The organism is Amycolatopsis solani, assembly GCF_033441515.1.
Lineage (GTDB): Bacteria > Actinomycetota > Actinomycetes > Mycobacteriales > Pseudonocardiaceae > Amycolatopsis > Amycolatopsis solani.
The window spans coordinates 2,409,707-2,426,418 of record NZ_JAWQJT010000001.1; the positions used below are offsets into that span (position 1 = coordinate 2,409,707).

16 protein-coding genes are annotated in these 16,712 nt (G+C 72.2%); 6 read left to right on the top strand and 10 right to left on the bottom strand.

What is annotated here, in order from left to right; translation table 11 throughout:
- Positions 1–8: 8 nt before the first annotated feature.
- Positions 9–746, bottom strand: a complete 738-nt coding sequence (locus SD460_RS11980) for a Long-chain-fatty-acid--CoA ligase (RefSeq protein WP_290049828.1) — start codon at positions 744–746, stop codon at positions 9–11.
- A gap of 53 nt (positions 747–799) precedes the next feature.
- Positions 800–1,519 carry a DUF2786 domain-containing protein gene (locus SD460_RS11985; protein WP_290049829.1) on the bottom strand — a complete coding sequence of 240 codons (720 nt, stop codon included), beginning with the start codon at positions 1,517–1,519 and terminating at the stop codon, positions 800–802.
- A 72-nt stretch (positions 1,520–1,591) separates the two neighbouring features.
- Between SD460_RS11985 and SD460_RS11990 the strand changes: the two genes are divergently transcribed.
- Entirely contained in the window at positions 1,592–2,578 is a 987-nt protein-coding gene (locus SD460_RS11990; RefSeq protein WP_290049831.1) for a GNAT family N-acetyltransferase, read from the top strand.
- Here SD460_RS11990 and SD460_RS11995 read toward each other — a convergent pair.
- The 4 genes from SD460_RS11995 to SD460_RS12010 all read right to left on the bottom strand — a co-directional run bounded on the left by SD460_RS11995 (position 2,562) and on the right by SD460_RS12010 (position 5,874).
- Positions 2,562–3,212 carry a response regulator gene (locus SD460_RS11995; protein WP_290049833.1) on the bottom strand — a complete coding sequence of 217 codons (651 nt, stop codon included), beginning with the start codon at positions 3,210–3,212 and terminating at the stop codon, positions 2,562–2,564. The two genes, SD460_RS11990 and SD460_RS11995, sit on opposite strands and share 17 nt — an antisense overlap.
- Positions 3,209–4,336: a sensor histidine kinase gene (locus SD460_RS12000; RefSeq protein ID WP_318306156.1), complete on the bottom strand. Its 1,128-nt coding sequence runs from the start codon at positions 4,334–4,336 to the stop codon at positions 3,209–3,211. Before SD460_RS12000 ends, SD460_RS11995 begins: the two co-directional genes overlap by 4 nt.
- Positions 4,337–4,540: 204 nt before the next feature.
- On the bottom strand, positions 4,541–5,098 hold the full coding sequence (locus SD460_RS12005; protein WP_290049835.1) for a TetR/AcrR family transcriptional regulator: 558 nt from the start codon (positions 5,096–5,098) through the stop codon (positions 4,541–4,543).
- Positions 5,077–5,874, bottom strand: a complete 798-nt coding sequence (locus SD460_RS12010; RefSeq protein WP_290049836.1) for an SGNH/GDSL hydrolase family protein — start codon at positions 5,872–5,874, stop codon at positions 5,077–5,079. The genes SD460_RS12005 and SD460_RS12010 overlap by 22 nt, the downstream gene beginning before the upstream one ends.
- Before the next feature lie 139 nt (positions 5,875–6,013).
- Between SD460_RS12010 and SD460_RS12015 the strand changes: the two genes are divergently transcribed.
- Entirely contained in the window at positions 6,014–6,991 is a 978-nt protein-coding gene (locus SD460_RS12015) for an NAD(P)H-dependent oxidoreductase (RefSeq protein ID WP_318306157.1), read from the top strand.
- A 4-nt stretch (positions 6,992–6,995) separates the two neighbouring features.
- Here the strand turns inward: SD460_RS12015 and SD460_RS12020 are convergent, their stop codons facing one another.
- Positions 6,996–8,477 (bottom strand): helix-turn-helix domain-containing protein, encoded by a 1,482-nt coding sequence (locus SD460_RS12020; protein WP_290049838.1) that lies wholly within the window; start codon positions 8,475–8,477, stop codon positions 6,996–6,998.
- 113 nt (positions 8,478–8,590) lie between these two features.
- Here SD460_RS12020 and exaC point away from each other — a divergent pair, with 113 nt between their 5' ends.
- Both exaC and SD460_RS12030 read left to right on the top strand, forming a co-directional pair.
- Entirely contained in the window at positions 8,591–10,114 is a 1,524-nt protein-coding gene (gene exaC, locus SD460_RS12025; RefSeq protein ID WP_290049839.1) for an acetaldehyde dehydrogenase ExaC, read from the top strand.
- Entirely contained in the window at positions 10,114–10,482 is a 369-nt protein-coding gene (locus tag SD460_RS12030) for a DUF779 domain-containing protein (RefSeq protein ID WP_290049840.1), read from the top strand. Before exaC ends, SD460_RS12030 begins: the two co-directional genes overlap by 1 nt.
- Here the strand turns inward: SD460_RS12030 and SD460_RS12035 are convergent.
- A complete protein-coding gene (locus SD460_RS12035; RefSeq protein WP_290049841.1) occupies positions 10,451–11,806 on the bottom strand; it encodes a M20 family metallopeptidase in 1,356 nt (451 codons plus the stop codon). The two genes, SD460_RS12030 and SD460_RS12035, sit on opposite strands and share 32 nt — an antisense overlap.
- A 54-nt stretch (positions 11,807–11,860) precedes the next feature.
- On the opposite strand from SD460_RS12035, the gene SD460_RS12040 reads away from it, so the two are divergent.
- Complete coding sequence (locus SD460_RS12040; RefSeq protein WP_290049842.1) at positions 11,861–12,544, top strand: MOSC domain-containing protein; 684 nt, start codon at positions 11,861–11,863, stop codon at positions 12,542–12,544.
- Complete coding sequence (locus SD460_RS12045; RefSeq protein ID WP_318306158.1) at positions 12,534–13,127, top strand: TetR/AcrR family transcriptional regulator; 594 nt, start codon at positions 12,534–12,536, stop codon at positions 13,125–13,127. Before SD460_RS12040 ends, SD460_RS12045 begins: the two co-directional genes overlap by 11 nt.
- Before the next feature lie 54 nt (positions 13,128–13,181).
- Here SD460_RS12045 and SD460_RS12050 read toward each other — a convergent pair whose 3' ends face one another.
- Entirely contained in the window at positions 13,182–14,747 is a 1,566-nt protein-coding gene (locus tag SD460_RS12050; protein WP_290049844.1) for a beta-N-acetylhexosaminidase, read from the bottom strand.
- 65 nt (positions 14,748–14,812) lie between these two features.
- Positions 14,813–16,684: a propionyl-CoA synthetase gene (locus SD460_RS12055; RefSeq protein ID WP_290049845.1), complete on the bottom strand. Its 1,872-nt coding sequence runs from the start codon at positions 16,682–16,684 to the stop codon at positions 14,813–14,815.
- Between the last annotated feature and the right edge of the window lie 28 nt (positions 16,685–16,712).

Sequence of the window (16,712 nt, forward strand, 5' to 3'; positions counted from 1 at the left end):
GAATCGACTTACATCGGGTGCTCCAGCCACACGTTCGGCTCGACGTACGTCGCCGTGTCGTGGGCCGTCGACGCGTGGACCGGGGCGATGCCGCCGGGGATGAAGTTCTCGCCGTCCTGGAGCTTCACGCCCGTCCAGTCGCGCCAGTCGGCCAGGGAGCCGGCCAGGGTCACCGCGAACGGGCACACTTTCACCACGCGGGCGCCCAGGCGTTCGTGGGTGCGCAGCCAGCGGTCGGCGAGCAGGCCGTCCGGGCGGCGGCGGGCGGCGTACTCCGCCATCGGGACCGCCGGTTCGGCCTCCTTGCCGATCGGGCGCACCGACACGATCAGCTTGCGCAGCCCCGTTTCCGCGGCCCGGGCCTTCAACGTTTTCAGCATCGGCGCCGACAGGCCGGTGCCCCGCAGGTGCGGCGCGATCACGACTTCCAGCGCGCACAACGCGTTCGGCTCGCGGCCGTCCATCACGTCCTGCGCCGCCCACTCGATGGCCTGGTCCCAGCCGTGGTCCGGCAGCTCGGTGCGGTCCGGCGCCGGGTAGGCGAGCGGGACCGACAGGGCGCGGGCCATCGGCGTGCCGTCGTCGTCCAGCGCGATCAGGAAGTACCGCGCCCAGTGGCGCAGGAACCGCTCGCCGGTGATCATCCGGCCGCTGGCACCCTGGTAGATGAACTGGCCGCCGACGTCGCCGAGCGCCAAGGCGGCGTCGAGCAGGTCGGGGCGTTCGGCAAGATCGACGACGCGCATGCGCCCAGTGAAACGGAAAGATCACCGCCGGGCTAGCGGCATCCGGGCGAGAGTCAGCGCAGGGCCTTCTGGCGGCGGGTCAGCGCGGACGGGTCGAGGTTCGCCTTCGTGCCGGCGTCGTGGCCGTCGAGGTAGCCGCTGCCGGACAGCCGCCGGGGCGCGGCCGAGCGCAGGTCGCCGTACTCGGAGTCGAACGCGTGCTGCACCAGCTGCGCGCGGTCCCGGACGACCAGCTCCGCCGACCGCTCGCCGGGCACCGCCGTGCGGACGGCTTCGGCTTCGGCGTGCGAAAGCCGCTCGTGCACCGCGCGCGCGAAGCCGTGCAGCCACGTGCGCCGGTAGGCGGCCAGCGACTCGCCGGGGAAGAAGCCGTCCGGCCGGACGCGGGTCAGCTGGGTGCTCGCCTGCAGCAGCAGGCTCGTGAACAGCAGCTCGACGCGGCCGAGGTCGGAGTGGAAGCCGAACACCGTGACGCTCTCGACCTTCTGGCCGTAGCGGTGCAGGAGCGTCCGGCAGCGCAGCGGGTACGCGACCGAGGTGAGCAGGCTCGCCTTGTCCCGGCTGTACGGGTCGTTCATCGGGATCTTGAGCGTGCCGATCTCGTCGGCGGTCGCACCGGACGCGGCGAGCATCGCCTGGTCGATCCCGTACCGCGCGACGAGCTCGGCGGCCTTCCGGTTGTAGGCCTCGGCCTCCGCCTCGGTGACCGCCGGGTCCTCGGCCTTGGCCAGCAGCTTGCGGATGCGCTCGAGCTGCGGGTCTGACTCGGTCATGGAGGGAGGGTATTCGATCAGGTGTTCGGTCGCGTGCACCGGGTCACAGCGTGTCGCGGCACACTGGATCGCATGGTGACGATCGAGCGCTTCGACCCGGCCGGCGCCGACCTCGGCGGCTACCACGCCGTGCTCGTGGCGAGCCAGGCCGCTGACCGGCCCGAGGAACCGCCGCTCCCGCTCGCGGAAGTGGCCGGACGGCTGGCGAAACCGCTGCCGGGAATGGGCCCGGCCGCGCACTGGGTGGCCCGCCGCGGGGACGACGTCGTCGCGTTCGCCGGGGTGCACTTCCTCGACGCCGAGAACAGCGGGATCGGGCTGACCGACGTCGTCGTGCACCCGGGAATACGACGCTCGGGGATCGGCACCGCGTTGCTGCGCGCGGTGCTGCCCGAACTGCGGGCGCGCGGGCGAAAGAGCGTCGAAGGGTGGCAGGTCGTCGCCGGGTCCGACGGCGAGCGGTGGGCCGAGGCCCGGGGTTTCCGGCGGGTGCGCACGATCGAGCGGCTGGCCCTGGTCGTCGACGAGACCGACCCGGCGTGCTGGGACGTGCCGGTTCCGCCCGGGTACCGGCTGCGCCGCTGGGCGGGCGCGGCCCCGGAAGACGTGCTCGGTTCCTACGCCGTCGCGCGGGGTGCGATCCACGACGCGCCGCTCGGGGACTCGGGCTTCCGCTGGCCCGAGTGGACGGCGGAACGCGTGCGCGCCGCCGAAGCCGAAGCGCGGGCACAAGGGCTGGTGCAGCACCTCGTCGTCGCGGTCCACGAGGAGACCGGGACCGTCGCCGGCCTCACCGAAGTCTGCGTCCACCCGCGCCGGCCGGACTGGGGCTACCAGCGGGACACCGCCGTGGTCGCCGCGCACCGAGGTCGTGGTCTCGGTCGCTGCGTGAAGGCGGACATGGTGCGGTGGCTGCTCGCCGAGCGGCCCGGGCTGCGGTGGATCAGCACGAACACCGGGGCGGAGAACACGCACATGATCCGGGTCAACCGGGAGGTCGGCTTCGTGACCCAGGCGGCGATGATCGCCGTCCGGCAGGAGCTCAGCCGCCTGGTTTGACCAGGCCCGTCTCGTACGCCACGACCACCGCCTGCGCCCGGCTCGAAATGCCGAGCTTCGCCATCAGCCGGTTGAGGTGGGTCTTCACCGTCGCCTCGCTGACGCCCAGCTCGGCCGCGATGGCGCCGTTCGGCGCGCCCGTGCCGACGGAGCGCAGCACCTCGCGCTCGCGGTCGGTCAGCCCCGGCAGCTCCGGCGCGGCGGTGGGCTGGGCCGAGGTGAAGGCCTCGACCAGCCGCCGGGTGATCGTCGGGCCGAACAGCATGTCGCCGCGGGCGGCCGCGTGGATGCCCGCGATCAGCGTCTCCGGCGGGCTGTCCTTGAGCAGGAAGCCCGACGCGCCCGCGCGCAACGCCGCGTAGACGTACTCGTCGAGGTCGAACACCGTCAGCATGATCACGCTCGGCCGCGGCGCCGCCGACGCGAGGATCCGCTCGGCCGCCGTGACACCGTCCAGCCCGGGCAGCCGGATGTCCATCAGGACGACGTCGGGACGCAGTGCCGCCGCCTTCGCGACCGCCTCGAGCCCGTCACGTGCTTCGCCGGCGACGTCGATTCCCGGCACCGCGCCGAGCAGCGCGGCGAACCCGGCGCGGACGAGGTCCTGGTCGTCGACCACCAGCACGCTGGTCACTCGGGCTCCTGCGGTTCGGGCGACGGGCGGCTCGGGTACGGCAAGGTCAGCACGACGGCGAACCCGGCCGGATCGCGGGGACCGATCTCGATCACGCCACCGTACATCCGGGCGCGTTCGCGCATGCCGACCAGCCCGTGCCCGCCCGGGTTCGGCGCCGCCGCGCGGCCACCCGTGTCCGTCACGCTGAGCACCAGCTGCTCCGGCTCGTAGGCGAGGACCAGCGAAGCCGGGGAACCGGCGTGCTTGAGCACGTTCGTCAGTGCCTCCTGCGCGACGCGGTACGCGCACAGCTGCTGGCCCGGCGGCAACGTCCGGGGCGTGCCGGTGACGCGCACGTCGACCGGGACCCCGGCTTCGCGGACCCGCGCGGCGAGCGCGTCCAGGTCGGCGAGCCCGGGCTGCGGCCGGTACTCCGCCGTCGCGTGCCGCGGCGGGCGGAGGACGCTCAGGAGGCGCCGCAGCTCGTCGAGCGCTTCGGTCGTCGTGCCGGTGATCGTGTCCAGTGCCGTCCGCGCGGTGTCCGGCGCCGACTCGAAGACGTACCGCGCGAGGTTGGCCTGCACCGAAATCACCGAAAGGTGGTGCGAGACGACGTCGTGCAGCTCGTGCGCGATCCGGACGCGTTCCTCGGCGAGGGCCTCCTCGGCGTCGCGGATGCGGTGGCTGCGCACGTAGGCGGCGCGCCCGATCGCCGCGATCCCGGCGGCCAGCAGCAGCGCCAGGAGCGAGTCGCCGACCGGGGAAACCGGGCTGCCGAACAGCATCGACGTCTCGTAGGCGGCCAGGCCGAGCACGGTCACGAGCAGCGCGTCCCGGAACCGGCAGTGCGCCCACACCGTGTACGCGGCCACGACCACGCTGAGCTGGCCGAGCTGCGACCGGAAACCGAGGCCGTAGAACAGCCCCATCAGGACGACGCACGCGACCAGCGCGGAGATCGGGAAGCGGCGCCGCAGCGCGAGCGGCAGCGCGCTCACGACGGCGAGGACCAGGCCGAGCGGCCGGGCGTGGTCGCCGAAGTGCCCGCCGAGGTCGGTCGCGCCGGCGAGCTGGTAGGCCGCGACGACGACCGCGAGCACGGCGTCGGCGAGCCGCGGCCGCGCGCGAAGGAGTCCCGGCACGCTGCGAAGCTACCGCGTCGACCCGCCGCGGTAGCCGGAGCCCGCGGCGTACCGCGAAGGTTTACGGCCACTGCGTCACCGGGTGGTTCCGCCGCGTGGCCGTGCCCCGCTAGCGTCGGCGGCTGGCTCGGTGGAGAGGGTGTCCCAACCCAAGCAGGGGGAGGGCTTCGGTGCGTCCTCTTCGCCGGGCGTCCAGCCGGGTTCCTAGCCGAGGTACGCGTCGAGCGTGACGGCCAGCGCCGCCTCCGGGGACGGCGCGAAGCTCGCCCCCGCCAGGCCGCCCCACAGCCACAGCTGGGCGAGGCCGTGCAGCGCGGCCCACAGCGACGCCGCGACCAGCCGCAGGTCGGCGCCCGACCGCGCGACCGGCGTCGGCACCGCCGCGACCAGCACGGCGAAGGTGTCGAACACCGCGCTCGCCGCCGCCGAGAGCGCCGGGTCGTCCGCGTCGACCAGGTCGCGGCGGAACATCAGCTCGAACATCGCCGGGTTGGTCAGCGCGAAGTCGAGGTAACTGTGGCAGGCGGCGGTGAGCCGCTCCCGCGGCGAGGTTCCCGGCAGCGTCTCGCGGCGGGCGAGCAGGTCGGCGTACCCGCGGGTCGCGACGGCGGACAGCAGTTCGGCGCGGCCCGAGAAGTGCCGCAGCGGCGCGCCGTGCGAAACGCCCGCGGCCTTCGCGATCCCGCGCAGCGTCACCGCCTCGACGCCTTCGTCGGCCAGAAGTTCGGACGCGGTGTCGATCAGGCGTTGCCGGGTGCCCACGCTTCGTCCCTCGTCATCGGGAGCAGGTCCGGGCGCTTCGGCAGGAAGCCGTCGCCCGGCTGGCGGCCGATCAGCCGGTTGCGCGTGCGCGTCACGGCGACCGGGAGCACCTCGCGGAGCAGCCAGTGCAGGTCGGCGCGCCAGCTCCCCGCGGCCGCGACGCCCGGCAGCGGCGCGAGCCAGCCGGGATCGTGGTCGAGCCCGAGCCGCCCGAGGACGTACGCGGCGAGCCGCCGGTGCCCGAGCTCGGAGAGGTGGAGCCGGTCGGCGCCGAAGTAGCGGGAGTCGGTGACGGCCTGGTCGGGCCACAGGTCGATGAGCAGCGCCCCGTAGCTGACGGCGGCTTCGCGGATGGCCTCGTTGAGCGCGACGATCCGCGGCCGCATCCGCTGCCCGAGCGGCATCCGGCTCGACACGTCGCTGAGGGTGAAGGTGACGACGGTGGGCGAGATTTCCGTGCACGCCTTGATGGCGGCGTCGACGCGGCGGGCCACGGTCCGCGCGTCCCAGCCGCGGCTCATGACGTCGTTGCCGCCCCCGAAGAGCGCGACGAGGTCGGGTTCGAGGCGCGTGGCGGCGGGGATCTGCTCGGGCACGATCTGGTCGAGCCGCCGCCCGCGGACGGCGAGGTTGGCGTACCGGAAGCCGGGCGCACCCTCGGCCAGCCGGGCGGCGACGAAGTCGGCCCAGCCCCGGTAGTGGTCCCGGCCGGGGTACGGGTCGTCGAGGCCCTCGGCGCAGCTGTCGCCGAGGACGACGAAACGGTGGTAGCTCATCCCGATCTCCGTAACCCGTGGTTCACCTTGTGGACACTGTCTATCAAACTTGTGTAGACGGTGTCTACTTCGGGTTCACCTGACATCCCGACCGCCTGCTTCGTCGTACCTCCGGAAGCCGAACGAACAGGGGAGAACGATGATCGAGATCGGAATCGTGCTGGGCAGCACCCGTCCCGGCCGCCTCGGGGACCAGGTGGCGCGCTGGGTCCACGAGCGGGCGAGCCGCCGCGCCGACGCCCGCTTCACGCTGATCGACCTGCGCGACCACCCGCTGCCCCACCTCGAGGAGCCGCCCGGCTTCTCGGGCCGGTACGAAGACGACCGCACCCGCGCCTGGGCCGCGACCGTCGCCGCCTGTGACGGGTTCGTGTTCGTCACGCCGGAGTACAACCACTCCGTTCCCGGGGTGCTCAAGAACGCGATGGACCACGTGCACGTCGAGTGGACCACCAAGGCCGCCGGGTTCGTCTCCTACGGCGGGGCCGGCGGGGCCCGCTCGGTCGAGCAGCTGCGGCTGATCTGCGGGGCTCTCCAGCTGGCGGACGTGGCCCCGCAGGTCACGCTGCCGCTGGCGACGGAGTTCGAGGACCGCGCCGTCTTCGCGCCGGGTGCCTACCAGCTCCCCGCGCTCGACCTGGTGCTCGACCACGTCGTCGCCTGGAGCACCGCGCTCGCGCCGCTGCGGCGCGGGGACGCCGAAGCCGCGATCCGGGGCCGGCTCGACGCGATGGTCGAGGGGCTCCGCGTCAAGGACCTCGAGGCGCTGCGGCGCTGTTACGCCCCCGACGTCGTCTCCTTCGACGTCGAGCCGCCGTTGCAGCACGTGGGGGTCGACGCGAAGCTGGAGAACTGGGCGAAGGTGTTCACGATCTTCGAAAAGGTGGACTACGAGCTGCGCGACCTGACCGTCACGGCGAGCGGCGGCCTCGCCGTCGGGCACGGCTTCGGCCGGGTCAGCGGGACCCTGAAGAACGGCGTCACCACCGACGGCATGTGGGTCCGGGGCACGTTCGTCTTCCGGGACACCGGCGACGGCTGGGTGATCGTGCACGACCAGGCGTCCGTGCCGTTCGACGTGGCGACCGGGCGGGGCCTGGCCGACCTGGAACCCTGACGCCTCAAGCGAGCCGGGCGCGGTGGGCCGTCACGGCGGCCCGCCGCGGGTCGGCCGCGGGGAGCGTCTTCAGCAGCGCGTCGAGCACGGCGAAGTCGTCCACGCCGCACGCGGTTTCCCAGAACGACCACAGCACGCCGGGATCGCCGCTGTTGAGCGCCACCTGACGCACCTGCGCCGTCAGCGATTCGCGTTCCTCGCGGATCGCCGGCGCTTCCGAGTCCGGCAGCAGCGGGCCGCGGAAGGCACGCAGGACGTCGGCGGCGGAGCCGGTGCGCAACGCCGCGCGGGCGCGGGTGAAGTCCGCGTCGACGTCCGCCGCCAGCCGGTACGGGCGGGTCTGCACCACCGACGCGCCCAGCTGGGAGCGCAGGCGGTGGATCTCCGCGCGGACCGTAACCGGGTTGCCCGATTCGCCGTAGAGCTGCAGCGCCAGCCGTTCCGCCGAGAGGCCGTTCGGGTGCAGGCTCAGCAGGGTCAGTATCTCCGCGTGCCGCAACGTGAGCGGCACTTCCCGACCGTCCACAGTGGTCGAAAAAGCGCCGTCCGCGAGGTACTCCAGCGACAGCCGGGACCGCGGCCCGCCACCGCTCGCCGTGGCCGACGACAGCCGCAGCAGGTAGCCCTCGGGCAGTGGCTCCACCGTGGCGATGCGGCCGTCGGGCAGGTTCACCGTGCCGCCGCCGCGCCGGACGTCCACTGTGGACGGCAGCAGGCACGCCTGCGCGGCGAGTACCCGCCCGCCCGCCGAAAGCAGCGCGCCGGGCCGGCCGCGCAGTGCTTCCAGGTGCGGCATGTTGGCCCGCCGCAGCTGCTCGTCGCGGACCGCGAGCTGGGCCCGCAGCTGGCCTTCCGCGAGCTGCGCCGTGGCGGTGACGAGCGAAAGCATCGCCGGGTGCACGGTGCGCAACGGCCCGCTGACGTCGATCGAGCCGAGCAGCACGCCGGTTTCGGGGTCGCGCACCGGCGCCGCCGCGCACGTCCACGCGTGGTAGCGGCGGACCAGGTGCTCGGCCGAGTAGATCTGCACCGGGTCGCCGGTCGCCAGCGCGGTGCCCATGGCGTTCGTGCCGATCGCGGCTTCGCTCCAGCGCGTGCCCTCGGTGAGGCCGACGCGGTCGCCGCGCAGCAGCTGGCCCGCCGCGCCCTCGCGCCACAGGATCAGCCCGTCGGCGTCGGTCACGATCATCACGTGCTCGGCGTCGTCGGCGATGCTCACCAGCATCTGCCGCAGCACCGGCAGCACCGGCGCCAGCGGGTGGGCTTCGCGGAGGTCGGCGAGGTCGCCGGTGTCGTAGACGAACGGCGCTTCGCCCTCGTCCGGGTCGACACGGGCGGCGAGCGAGCGGGTCCAGGAGTCGGAGACGACGGAGCGTGGCAACCGGGGCCCGGGAACGCCCCGGAGCACCGCTTCGCGGACGTGCTCCAGTAGCCGCGCGTACGACTCGGGGTCGCGCAGCAGCTCCGGTTCGGGCGCCTCTGCCACGTCCTCCAGCGTAGAGAGCCAGCTCACAGCGGTGCAACGCGCGTGCAACGTTGCCGCACCTACCTTCGGCGGCCACCAGGAAAACCGTCACTCCGAGCAACGAGGCAGGGAAGATGGTCCAGTACGCCGCACCGAACACCGAAGGCAGTGTCGTCAGCTACGAATCGCGCTACGACCACTACATCGGCGGCGAGTACGTGCCGCCGGCCGGCGGCCAGTACTTCGAGAACCCCACCCCCGTCACCGGCAAGACCTTCTGCGAGATCGCCCGGGGTAACGCCGAGGACGTCGAGAAGGCGCTCGACGCCGCCCACGGCGCCGCGCCGGCGTGGGGCCGGACCTCGCCCGAGGAACGCGCCAACGTCCTCCTGAAGATCGCCGACCGGATGGAGCAGAACCTCGAAGCGATCGCGGTCGCCGAGGCCTGGGAGAACGGCAAGGCGGTCCGCGAGACCCTCGCCGCCGACATCCCGCTGGCCATCGACCACTTCCGCTACTTCGCCGGCGCCCTGCGCGCCCAGGAGGGCGGCATCTCGCAGGTCGACGAGAACACCGTCGCCTACCACTTCCACGAGCCGCTCGGGGTGGTCGCGCAGATCATCCCGTGGAACTTCCCGATCCTGATGGCGGTCTGGAAGCTCGCCCCGGCGCTGGCCGCGGGAAACGCGATCGTGCTCAAGCCGGCCGAGCAGACCCCGGCGTCGATCCACCTGCTGTTCTCGATCATCGGCGACCTGATCCCGCCGGGCGTGGTCAACATCGTCAACGGCTTCGGCGTCGAAGCCGGCAAGCCGCTGGCCTCCAGCAACCGCGTCCGCAAGGTCGCCTTCACCGGCGAGACCACGACCGGGCGGCTGATCCTGCAGTACGCCAGCGAGAACATCATCCCGGTGACGGTCGAGCTGGGCGGCAAGAGCCCGAACATCTTCTTCGACGACGTCGCCGCGCGGAACGACGACTTCTACGACAAGGCGCAGGAGGGCTTCGCGCTCTTCGCGCTGAACCAGGGTGAGGTCTGCACCTGCCCGTCGCGGGCGCTGATCCAGTCGGGCATCTACGACCGGTTCCTCGGCGACGGCGTCGAGCGCGTCCGCAAGATCAAGCAGGGCCACCCGCTCGACACCGAGACGATGATTGGCGCGCAGGCTTCGAACGACCAGCTCGAGAAGATCCTGTCCTACATCGACATCGGCAAGCAGGAAGGCGCCGAGATCCTCACCGGCGGCGTCCGCAGCGACCTCGGCGGCGAGCTCTCCGGCGGCTACTACGTCGAGCCGACCGTGTTCGCCGGCGACAACAAGATGCGGATCTTCCAGGAGGAGATCTTCGGCCCGGTCGTGTCCGTGGCGAAGTTCGACGACTACGCCGACGCCATCAAGATCGCCAACGACACGCTCTACGGCCTCGGCGCCGGTGTCTGGTCCCGCGACGGCAACACCGCCTACCGCGCCGGCCGCGACATCCAGGCGGGCCGCGTCTGGGTGAACAACTACCACGCCTACCCGGCGCACGCGGCCTTCGGCGGCTACAAGGCGTCCGGCATCGGCCGCGAGAACCACAAGATGATGCTGGACCACTACCAGCAGACGAAGAACATGCTCGTCTCCTACTCCGACCAGGCGCTCGGGTTCTTCTGATGAGTGAGCGCGTCGATCTGACGCCGGCTGCCGCGGACCTCCTGCGGCAGCTGGTGTCACGCCACGGGCCGGTGATGTTCCACCAGTCCGGCGGGTGCTGCGACGGCAGCGCCCCGATGTGCTACCCGGCCGGGGAGTTCCGCACCGGTCAGTCCGACGTGCGGCTCGGCTCACTCGAAGTCGAGGGCATCGAGGACGTGCCGGTGTGGATGTCCGGGCCGCAGTTCGAGTACTGGAAGCACACGCACCTGACGATCGACGTCGTGCCCGGGCGCGGGAGCGGGTTTTCCTTGGAGGCGCCCGAAGGCGTGCGCTTCCTGATCCGCTCCCGGCTGCTCACCGACGAGGAGTCCGCGGCGCTGAACTGAAAGCGCCGAACAACGCCGTGGCGAGCACCAGCCCCTCCCGGGCGACCGGGGCGAGCAGGTGCTCGTCCGGCGCGTGCTGCAGGCAGCCCGGGTAGGAGTGCGGCAGCCACAGCGTCGCCAGCCCGAGGACGTCGGTGAAGACGTGGTTGGGCAGGCCGCCGCCGAAGCTGGGCAAGAGGGCGACGGGCTTCGCGCTTACCTCGTCCAGCGCGGTCCGAGCCCAGCCGACCCACGGGTCGTCGACCGGCGTACGGCTGGCCAGGAAAGTCGCGTCGGCTTGGACGTCGACCATCGGGAACCCCTGCGCGGCAAGGTGTTCCCGGATGGCGGGTGCGACGCCGTCGACGTCGGTGCCGGCGACGTACCGCAGCTGCAGCACCGCGCGGGCGCGGCCGGGGATGGCGTTGACCGGGCGGCCGGCGTTCCCGGCGTCGAGTGCCAGCACCTCCAGGGTGTTCCAGCCGTAGAGCCGCTCGGCGGGCGTCAATCGCTGGTCGCCCCAGCTTGCGTCCGCGTCGACGACGACGTCGGCCAGTGCGGCGCGCACGGATTCCGGCAGCTCCGGCGGCAGCAGTGCGGGCACCCGGATCCGGCCGTGACCGTCGACCAGGCTCGCGATCGCGGCGGCGAGCGTCGTGGCCGGGTTGCGCAGGATCCCGCCCCAGTTGCCGGAGTGGGCGGCGTCCGGGCGCAGGTCGGCGTCCAGGGTGATCCGGATGCCGCCGCGGGCGCCGAGGAACAGCGTCGGGGTCGCCGCGTCGAGCCGCGGGCCGTCGGAGGCGATGAGGACGTCGGCGCTCAGGAGTTCCTTCTGCCGCGCGGCGAACTCCGTGAGGCCGGGGGAGCCGATCTCTTCGCCGGTTTCGAAGAGGAACTTGAGGTTGAAGCCGAGCCTCCCGCGCTCGGCCAGCACCAGGCGCAACGCCGTGAGGTTGATCAGGTGCTGGCCCTTGTTGTCCGCGGTGCCGCGGCCGTACCAGCGGTCGCCGTCCGCGGTGAGCGTCCACGGGTCGAGCCCGTCGCGCCACTGCCCGGCTTCCCCGACGACGTCGGCGTGGCCGTAGCAGAGCAGCGTCGGCAGGTCTTCTCCCTCCGTGCGGACGCCGACCAGGAACGGGCCGCCCGCCGGGTCCGGGTTGGCGTGCTGCGTGACGGCGCAGCCGAGGCCGGTCAGCGCCGGGGTCAGGACCTCGGCCAGGTAGGCCTGGATCGCGGCGCGGCCTTCGGGGGCGTCGCTGACCGTCGGGTAGGCCACCAGCCGGGCCAGTTCGGTGAAGAGGGCGCCGGAGTCGACGTGGGCGCGGGCCTTGCCGAGCAGATCCATGTCCGCCACCTTAAAGGCGGAAAACTATACGAACGGTCGTGCTATCTTCAGGGCATGAACGTCGACAACGTCTACGTGGGCGAACCGAGCGTCCTGGGCTACCGGCGGGAGCTGCCGGTGCTGAGCGGGATCACGAAGGCACTGGTCATGGCGCCGGAGCTGAAGCTGAGCGAGCTGAACCTCGACGGCGACCGGCAGGCCGACCTCACCGTGCACGGCGGCCCCGACAAGGCGGTCTACGTCTACCCGGCCGAGCACTACGCGGCCTGGCGCGAAGACGGCTTCGAGGTCGAGACGGCCGACTTCGGGGAGAACATCTCGCTGAGCGGCCTCACCGAGGACGACGTGCGGATCGGGGACGTCTGGGCCTGGGGTGACGCGCTCGTGCAGGTCTCGCAGCCGCGGTCGCCGTGCTTCAAGCTCGCGATGAAGACCGGCCGCAAGGACATCACCCCGGCGATGATCGACTCCGGGCGCAGCGGCTGGTACCTGCGCGTGCTGCGGCCGGGCACGGTGCCGACGTCCGGCGCGGTCGAGCTGGTCGAGCGCGCGGACGCGCCGACGGTCGCCGAGGTCTACGTGATCTCCTTCGCGAACTACGGGCAGCTGCCGCCCGAGCGCGTCGAGGCGGCGCTGGACTTCGCCGACCGCGTCCTCGCGACGCCGGCGCTGGCGGTGTCGTGGAGCGCCGGCATCCAGTCCACTGTGGACCGATGGCGGGCGCGGCGTGCCGGTTGACGGCCGGCTCGCCCGCGGTGACGCGACCCGCCGCCTGGTGCTGCGCCGGGCGGTGGACGTCGCGTCCGTCGACGGCCTGGAGGGCCTCTCCCTCGGCCGGCTCGCCACCGAGCTGGAGCTGAGCAAGAGCGGCGTGTTCGCGTTGTTCGGCTCGAAGGAGGAACTGCAGCTCGCGACGATCGAAGCGGCTCTCGACATCTTCCGCTCCCACGTCGTCACGCCTGCGTCCGCGGTTTCACCGGGCTTGCCGCGATTGCGGGCGATCTGCGAGAACTGGCTGGAGTACTCGGAAAAGCGGGTGTTCCCGGGCGGCTGCTTCTTCTTCAACGTCGGCGCGGAGTTCGACGCACGCCCCGGCCGGGTCCACGACGCGGTCGCTTCGGCAAGCGGCTCGTTCGCCGCGTTCATCCGCGAGACTTGCATCGACGCCGTCTCGCTCGGCCACTTGACCGCGGACGCGGAAGTCCTGGCGTTCGAGCTGCACGCGCTGGGCCGCGCGGCCAACGCCGACGCGGTCCTCAACGGCGGCCCCACCCCCTACACCCTGGCCCGCCGCGCGATCCGTGCCCGCCTGGGGTCGTGAGTGTTTAGTCGGGTTAGAACCCGACTAAACACCCACGACCACGGGACCACGTCCTTACTGCCAGTCGACCTGGGGGCTGCGGTAGAAGTTGATGCCCTGGGCCGCCCAGCGCGGGGACTGCTTCGCCAGGCGCGCCCGGTACGCGTCCCAGTTGTGCGTCGACTTCGGGGACCAGCCGATCTCCGCGATGCCGGGCAGCCGCGGGAACGCCATGTACTCGATGTCGGCGCTCGTGCGGAGCGTCTCGGTCCACAGCGGCGCCTCGACGCCCGCGATCTGGTGCTCGCCGACGCCGGTCACCAGCGACGCCGGATCCCAGTCGTAGCCATCGCGAACCTCGATCAGCGCCGCCCAGTCCTGGCCCAGCGGGGTCGAAGCGTCGTACTTCATGTCCAGGTACGCGTAGTTCGCGGGCGACATCAGGATCTTGCTGCCCCGCGCCGCCGCGGCCGCGACCGAAGGGTTGTCACCGCCGAAGTCCCAGTACTGCGGGACCGCCGACGCGGGCGGGTCCGACTTCGCGATCTCGTGCCAGCCGGTGACCTTCTTGCCGTACTTGGCGACGATCGGCTGGACCTTCTTCTCGAACGCGAGGTAGTCCGCGGGCGGCGTCGAGTGCGCCTCGTCGCCGCCGATGTGCAGGTACGGCCCGGGGGTGAGGGCCGCCAGCTCGCGGACGACGTCCTCGACGAACTTGTACGTGATCGGCGAGGAGATGCACAGCGAGCTGTAGCCGACCTCGGTGTCCGTGCGCACCGGGACGGCCTTGCCGTCGCAGTTCAGCTCCGCGTACGTCGACTGCGCCGCGTTCGTGTGGCCCGGCATGTCGATCTCCGGGATCACCGTGATGTGCCGCGAAGCCGCGTAGGCGACGATGTCCCGGTACTGCGCCTGGGTGTAGTAGCCGCCCGGGTCGTTGTCGACGGCGGTCAGCCCGCCGACCGTCGCCAGCTTCGGCCAGCTCTTGATCTCGATGCGCCAGCCCTGGTCGTCCGCGAGGTGCAGGTGCAGGGTGTTGACCTTGTACTGGGCGATCTGGTCGATGTACCGCTTGACCTGGTCCGGTTTGAAGAAGTGCCGGGCGACGTCGAGCATCGCGCCGCGCTCGGCGAAGCGCGGGTAGTCGAGGATCGTGCCGCCGGCGACGGTCCACGTCCGGTGCTGCACGCGCTTCGCGTCGATCGCCGACGGCAGCAGCTGCCGCAGCGACTGCACGCCTTCGAAGAGCCCGTCGGCGGTGTTGGCCTTCAGCGTGACGCCGTCGCGCGCGACCTTCAGCTCGTAACCCTCGGTGCCGATCCGCGCGTCGCGGCCCAGCTTCAGGGAGATCGCGGGGACGCCCCACGCACGCGGCACGACCGGCAGCGGGTAGCCGGTGGCGGGCCGGAGCAGGCCGCGCAGGTAGTCCGCGACCTGGCCGGCGCCGTGGTCGGCCGCGATCACGGTGAACGGCGTCAGCTTGAAGTCACCACGCGGGTCGGCCTTCGCCGACACGGGCGCCGGGACGACGTCGGTCACGCTGCGTTCCGGGGCGGCCGGCGAAGCCGCCGCGGAGGCGGGCAGGCCGGCCGCCGTGAGACTCACGATCGCCGCGGTCAAGACGGCTCTGGACAAGCGCATCAGGGCACCTCCGGTCGGGGACTGCCCCCAAAGGTACAGACCAGCCGGGGCATTTGGAACAGTCCTTAACGAAGGGCTGCGCGGATGGCTTCCAGCACGCTCGGGTCCTCGATCGTCGAGGGCACGGCCTCGTCGCGGCCGTCGGCGATCGCGCGCATGGTCTTGCGCAGGATCTTGCCCGACCGCGTCTTCGGTAGCGCGTCCACAATGGACACATCGCGGAACGCGGCGACCGGCCCGATGTCCCGGCGGACCATGGCCACGAGCTCGTCGCGCAGCTGCTCCTCGGCGATGTCCGCGCCCGCCTTGAGCACGACGAACCCGCGGGGCAGCTGGCCCTTGAGCTGGTCGGCGACGCCGATCACCGCGCACTCGGCGACCGCCGGGTGCGAAGCGAGCACCGCCTCCATCGACCCGGTGGACAGCCGGTGGCCGGCGACGTTGATGACGTCGTCGGTGCGGCCCATGACGAAGAGGTAGCCGTCTTCGTCGATGTAGCCCGAGTCGCCGGTCAGGTAGTAGCCGTCGTAGCGGGAGAGGTAGGCCTCGCGGTAGCGCTCGTCGTCACCCCACAGCGTCGGCAGCGAGCCCGGCGGCAGCGGCAGCCGCACCGTGATGGCGCCTTCGCGGCCGGGTGGCAGCTCCTCGCCCGCCTGGTCGAGGATCCGGACGTCCCAGCCGGGGACCGGCTTGGTCGCGGACCCGGGCTTGACCTCCATCGGCTCCAGGCCGCGCGGGTTCGCCGCGATCGGCCAGCCGGTCTCGGTCTGCCACCAGTGGTCGATCACCGGCACGCCGAGCTTCTCGTGCGCCCAGTGCAGGGTCTCCGGGTCGAGCCGCTCGCCGGCCATGAACAGCGTCTTGAACGCCTTGAGGTCGTACTTCGCCAGCTCGCGGGCGTCCGGGTCGACCTTCTTGACGGCCCGCAGCGCGGTCGGCGCGGTGAACAGCGCCTGGACGCCGTGTTCGGCGATGACCCGCCAGAACGCGCCCGCGTCCGGCGTGCCGACCGGCTTGCCTTCGTACATCACCGTCGTGGCCCCGACCAGCAGTGGCGCGTAGACGATGTAGGAGTGCCCGACGACCCAGCCGACGTCGGAGGCCGTCCACCAGACGTCGCCGGCGTGGACGTCGTAGACCGCGTCCATCGAGTAGGCGAGCGCGACCGCGTGGCCGCCGGTGTCGCGCACGACGCCCTTCGGCTTCCCGGTCGTGCCGGACGTGTAGAGGATGTAGAGCGGATCGGTGGCCGCGACCGGCACCGGATCCGCCGGATCGGCGCTCTCGGCCAGCTCGGTCCAGTCCAGCTCCCGCCCGCTCAGCGTGGCCGGCGCCTGTTCGCGCTGCAGCACGACGACGTGGTCCGGCTGGTGCTCGGTCAGTTCGAGCGCCGCGGTGATGATCGGCTGGTACTCGACCACCCGCGTCGGCTCGATGCCGCAGGACGCCGCCAGGATCACCTTGGGCTTGGCGTCTTCGATCCGCGCGGCCAGCTCCTTGGGCGCGAACCCGCCGAAGACCACCGAGTGCACCGCGCCGATCCGCGCGCAGGCCAGCATCGCGATCGCCGCCTCGGGCACCATCGGCAGGTAGACGATGACCCGGTCACCCTTCGTGACCCCCAGCGAGCGCAGCGCGCCGGCGAAGCGCGCGACCGCGTCCCGCAGCTCTTCGTAGGTGTAGGTGCGTTGCTGTCCGGTCACGGGCGAGTCCCAGATCAACGCGGCCTGGCCACCGCGCCCGGCCTCGACGTGCCGGTCCAGCGCGTTGTACGAGGTGTTCAGCTCGGCGTCCGGGAACCACCGGAAGAAGGGCGGGTTCGAGGCGTCCAGTGCCCGCTCCGGGGGTTTCGTCCAGCTGATCGCACCCGCCGCGGCCAGCCAGAACGCCTCCGGCTCGCGCAAGCTGCGCCGGTAGGCCTCGGAGTACGCGCCCATGCCCGCTCCTTCGCGTCGAACGTCCCCG